This window comes from Streptomyces beijiangensis, assembly GCF_017315755.1.
Taxonomy (GTDB): domain Bacteria; phylum Actinomycetota; class Actinomycetes; order Streptomycetales; family Streptomycetaceae; genus Streptomyces; species Streptomyces beijiangensis.
In genome coordinates, this window is the sequence record NZ_JAFLRJ010000290.1 from 1 (window position 1) to 4,773 (window position 4,773).

Below are 4,773 nucleotides of genomic sequence, written 5' to 3' on the forward strand. Positions count from 1 at the left end.
AGGAACGCGTGGCGCGCCAAGCGCACCGACACCGCGCGCCACGCGTTCCTGGTCTGGGGCGGCGCCCTGCTGATGACGACGGCGATCTTCAGCTTCATGGCCGGGATCTTCCACCAGTACTACACGATCGCCCTCGCCCCCTACATCGCGGCGCTCGTCGGCATGGGCGCCACCATGCTGTGGGAGGAGCGCTCGAAGTTCGGCTGGTCGGCGGTGCTCGGCCTGACGGCGATGGTCACGGCGATCTGGTCGTACGTACTCCTCAACCGGACCCCCGACTATCTCCCCTGGCTGCGCTGGGCCGTGCTGCTGCTCGGCCTCGCCGCGGGTCTCGCGCTGATCTTCGCGGGACGCCTCGACCGGCGTCTGGCGCTGAGTGCGGCGGGCGTGGGTCTGGCTGCTTCGCTGGCCGGCCCGTTGGCGTACACGCTCTCCACGGTGAACAGCGCGCACACCGGCTCCATCGTCACGGCGGGCCCCTCGGGCGCGAGCGCGCGGGGCTTCGGCGGAGGCGGAGGCGGTGGTGGTGGCATGGGCAAGATGCCCACCGGCGGCCAGGGCGGTCAAGGCGGCCAGGGTGCCCAACAGGGCGGTGGCGGCGGTCAGATGGGCCAGCCCCCGACGGGCGGCGGCACCGGCGGCGGCATGGGTGGTACGCCCCCGACCGGCGGCCAGGGCCCCGGCAACCAGAACGGCACCTCCAAGAACGGCCAGCAGGGCGGCTTCCCCGGCGGCACGGGCGGCAGGGGCGAAGGCGGAGGTGGCGGCGGCATGGGCGGTCTCCTCGACGGCGCCAGCGTCAGCTCCGCGGTGAAGTCCAAGGTCAGTGCCAACGCCGACGACTACACCTGGATGGCAGCGGCCATCGGCTCGCAGAACGCCGCCAGCTACCAGCTGGCCACCGGTAACCCGGTCATGGCGATCGGCGGCTTCAACGGCAGCGACCCGTCCCCGACCCTCGCGCAGTTCAAGCAGTACGCGCAGGACGGGAAAATCCACTACTTCATCTCGGGCGGCGGCATGGGCGGTGGCGGCTCCAGCAGCGGCTCCGCTTCCAAGATCACGTCATGGGTGGAGGCGAACTACACGAAGGTGACGGTGGGCAGCACCACCCTTTACGACCTGACGCAGCCCAAGAGCTGACGGTCCCACCCCGCTGAGGAGAGGGCGGCACCCACAGGGTGCCGCCCTCTCTCACGCCCTCTCCCTCAAAACTACTTGTACACCGTATAAGAGATGTTCTACGGTAGGCACCGCCATCTCCCATACACCGTACAAGGAGCCTTCGTGACGGCCACGACAGCCGAGACAAGATCCGCCCACACGGGCCACCCCCAGCGCTGGCTGATCCTCGGCGTGATCTGCCTCGCCCAGCTCACCGTGCTGCTCGACAACACCGTCCTCAACGTCGCGATCCCCTCCCTCACCACCTCCCTCCATGCCTCCACCTCCGACATCCAGTGGATGATCAACGCCTACTCGCTGGTCCAGTCCGGCCTGCTCCTCACCGCGGGCAGCTCCGCCGACCGCTACGGCCGCAAGAAGATGCTCATCGCCGGCCTCGTCCTGTTCGGTGTGGGCTCGCTCGTCGCCGGGATGGCGCAGTCCACCGCCCAACTCATCGCCGCACGCGCGGGGATGGGCATCGGCGGGGCGCTCCTCATCACGACCACGCTGGCCGTCGTCATGCAGATCTTCGACGACACCGAGCGCGTCAAGGCCATCGGCATCTGGTCCACGGTCAACTCGCTCGGCTTCGCCGTGGGGCCCCTGATGGGCGGCTTCATGCTCGACCACTTCTGGTGGGGCGCGATCTTCCTGATCAACATCCCGGTCGCCGTCATCGCCCTGATCGCCGTCGCCGCACTCGTACCCGAGTCCAAGAGCCCGTCGGGCGACCGCCCCGACCTGCTCGGGGCGCTGCTCTCCACCATCGGTATGACGGCGGTCGTGTACGCGATCATCTCCGGCCCCGGCCACGGCTGGACCTCCGGCCAGGTCCTGCTCTCCGCCGCCCTAGGCGTCGCCGCTCTCGGGGCCTTCGCCGCCTGGGAGCTCCACACCCCGCACCCCATGCTCGACATGAACTTCTTCCGCAACCAGCGCTTCATCGGCGCTGTCGCGGGCGCCATCCTGGTCGCCTTCGGTATGGGCGGCTCGCTGTTCCTGCTGACCCAGCATCTCCAATTCGTGCTCGGTTACGACCCGTTGGACGCCGGTCTGCGCACCGCGCCGATGGCCGTCACCGTCATCGTGCTCAATATGTCGGGGCTCGGCGCCCGCCTCCTGCCCAGGATCGGTACGCCCGCCACCATCGCCACCGGCATGACGGCGCTGGCCGCGGGTCTCGCCGCGCTGGCGGTGTTCGGCAGCGACGGGTACGGCGGCATGTTCGTCGGCCTGATCGTGATGGGCGCGGGCATCGCCATCGCCATGCCCGCCATGGCCAACGCGATCATGAGCGCGATCCCGCCGGAGAAGGCGGGCGTGGGCGCCGGGATCAACGGCACCCTGGCGGAGTTCGGCAACGGCCTGGGCGTCGCCGTACTCGGCGCGGTCCTCAACTCCCGGTTCGCGGCGCTGATCCCGGCCGCGGTGGGCGCGGCCTCGCTGCCCGCGGCGCTCGCTGCGGCGAAGGACCCGGCGGAGAAGGCCCGTATCGCGGACGCCTTCTCCTCGGGGGTCGAGACCAGCCAGCTGGTGGGCGCGGTCGCGGTCCTCGCGGGAGGCCTCCTGGCCGCCGTACTCCTGAAGCGTGCTGAACGCACGGACACCGCACCGGCGGCTTAGCATCGAGACAGAGTGACTGGACGGACCGACGTATTCCGGAGAGAGGCACGTCATGGCGGCTGCGGTACGCACCAGCGTCTGGCTGGACGGGAAGACGGCGCGCAGCCGCAAGGCGGATCAGCCGGCGGGCGGGCTCGACCGCGAGAAGATCACCGATGCGACGGTACGGCTGCTCGACTCGGAGGGCCTCGCCAAGTTCTCCATGCGCCGGCTGGCCGCCGCGCTGGGCGTCACCGCGATGTCGGTCTACTGGTACGTCGACACCAAGGACGACCTCCTGGAACTCGCCCTCGACCAGGTGATGGGCGAGCTCGACCTGCCGGACGAATCGGTCGACGCCTGGCGCGACGAGATCCGTCATCTCGCCGTCAGCTACCGGAAGGTGCTGGTCGGCCACCCCTGGATCTCCCCGCTGGTCGGCGAGTTCCTCAACGTCGGCCCGCATGCGACGGCCTTCTCCGCGGCCGTCCTGAACGTGATGACGCGGACCGGTCTTCCGCCGCACGGCCAGGCGGGCGGCATCGCCTCGGTCTTCCAGTTCGTGTACGGATTCGGCACCGTCGAGGGGCACTTCAGGGACCGGTGCGCCCGCGCAGGCATGACCCAGGACGAGTACTTCCGGCACGCCATGAGCGCCGTCTCCCGCAACGCCGACACGAAGGCGAACATCGAGCGGTCCCGGGCCATGATGGAGGCGCGCGGCGGTGAGACGGTCGAGGACATGCGCGACCGCGACTTCGAATTCGCCCTGGAGCTGCTGATCGCGGGCATCGAGGCGATGCGGGAGCACACCTCCTAAGCGTGGTGGGCGGGCATCAGGGCGTCCGCCAGATCGTGGTAGACCGGCACGTCCCGCCGTATGCGCATCAGCTGGAGCACCAGCGCCACCTGGTCCGATCCGACGGCGACGCGCGTCCGGGCCCCGGCCTCGCGCGCACGCTCCTGTACGGCGGGGATCAGCGCGGCCCCGCGCGAGTCGATGAACTCGGTGCGGGTGAGGTCGAGCACGAGCACATCGAGCCGGCCCTCGCGGTCGCTGATGACCCGGCCCGTCTCGGCGTACAGCGAGGGAAGATTGGAGATGTCGATCTCCACGGGCAGCGGCACCACGGTGCAGTGTGGAAGATCGACGGGGTGCAGCAGAATCGGCATACGAGACTCACCTGTCCTCTGGCAGGGATATATCGAGGGCCGCTTCCTGACCCGGCCCCATTGCAGCACTATCCGCTGCGCTAGGGCCAGTGTTCAGGTCGCCGGCGTCGACACATGACCGAAGCGGACCGACTCTGGCCGCTCTTGTCCGCAGCCGCCCGCATGCCGGCGTACCCGACTGAACCGCGCTGCCAGGGGCACCCGAATCCCATGGCAGAGAACCCGGACGGCCTCGACTTCACCACCCGGCCCACGACTTCGGCCGACTGGCGCGGCCTGGATGCCTTCCTCCAGGACCTGACCGTGCGCGCGGTGCGGGCGGTGGACGGCGCCGACGCGTGCAGCGTCACCATGAACAGGGACGGCCGGCTCGTCTCGGCGGCCGGCAGCGACGACGAGGCGCTGAAGCTGGACTCGCTGCAGTACGAGGCCGACGCGGGCCCGTGCGTATGCAGCGTCCGCGACGGGCGCAATCAGTACGCCCCCGACCTGGCCGCCGAGCAGCGCTGGTCCCCCTACCCCGAGCAGGCCGCCACGTACGGCATCGGCTCCGTCCTGGCCGCCCCCCTCAAGGTGAACGCCACGACGCTCGGCGCCCTCAACCTGTACGCCCACCACCCCCGCGCCTTCGAGCCCCACGAGGGCTCCATCGGGAGACTGGCCGACCAGGCGGCCGGGGCGGTGGCCGTGGCAGCCCGGATCCAGGAGGAGCGGACCGAGGCCGACGACCTGCGCGCCGCGATGCTCTCGCGCGCCGTCATCGACCAGGCCATCGGCATCGTGATGGCCCGCCGCTGCTGCCCGGAGGACGAGGCCCTGGCCACCCTGCGC

Annotated in this window: 5 protein-coding genes; 4 read left to right on the plus strand and 1 reads right to left on the minus strand. The window is 70.3% G+C overall.

All coding sequences use genetic code 11. The features are described from left to right. The 3 genes from J0695_RS27365 to J0695_RS27375 all read left to right on the plus strand — a co-directional run. The coding region (locus J0695_RS27365; RefSeq protein ID WP_505383612.1) for a mannosyltransferase YkcB-related protein at positions 1-1,143 on the plus strand (1,143 nt) is incomplete at its 5' end. A gap of 144 nt (positions 1,144-1,287) precedes the next feature. Continuing rightward, positions 1,288-2,790, plus strand: a complete 1,503-nt coding sequence (locus J0695_RS27370; protein WP_307798779.1) for an MFS transporter — start codon at positions 1,288-1,290, stop codon at positions 2,788-2,790. Positions 2,791-2,842: 52 nt separating this feature from the next. Next, entirely contained in the window at positions 2,843-3,589 is a 747-nt protein-coding gene (locus J0695_RS27375; protein WP_206966334.1) for a TetR/AcrR family transcriptional regulator, read from the plus strand. Here the strand turns inward: J0695_RS27375 and J0695_RS27380 are convergent. Beyond that, on the minus strand, positions 3,586-3,942 hold the full coding sequence (locus tag J0695_RS27380) for an STAS domain-containing protein (RefSeq protein ID WP_206966337.1): 357 nt from the start codon (positions 3,940-3,942) through the stop codon (positions 3,586-3,588). The genes J0695_RS27375 and J0695_RS27380 overlap by 4 nt on opposite strands. 210 nt (positions 3,943-4,152) lie before the next feature. On the opposite strand from J0695_RS27380, the gene J0695_RS27385 reads away from it, so the two are divergent. Beyond that, the coding region (locus J0695_RS27385; RefSeq protein ID WP_206966339.1) for a GAF and ANTAR domain-containing protein at positions 4,153-4,773 on the plus strand (621 nt) is incomplete at its 3' end.

Excerpts from the sequence above, each read along its gene's own strand:
- J0695_RS27375 (WP_206966334.1), top strand. The coding sequence starts at position 2,843 with ATGGCGGCTGCGGTACGCACCAGCGTCTGGCTGGACGGGAAGACGGCG.
- J0695_RS27380 (WP_206966337.1), bottom strand. The coding sequence starts at position 3,942 with ATGCCGATTCTGCTGCACCCCGTCGATCTTCCACACTGCACCGTGGTG.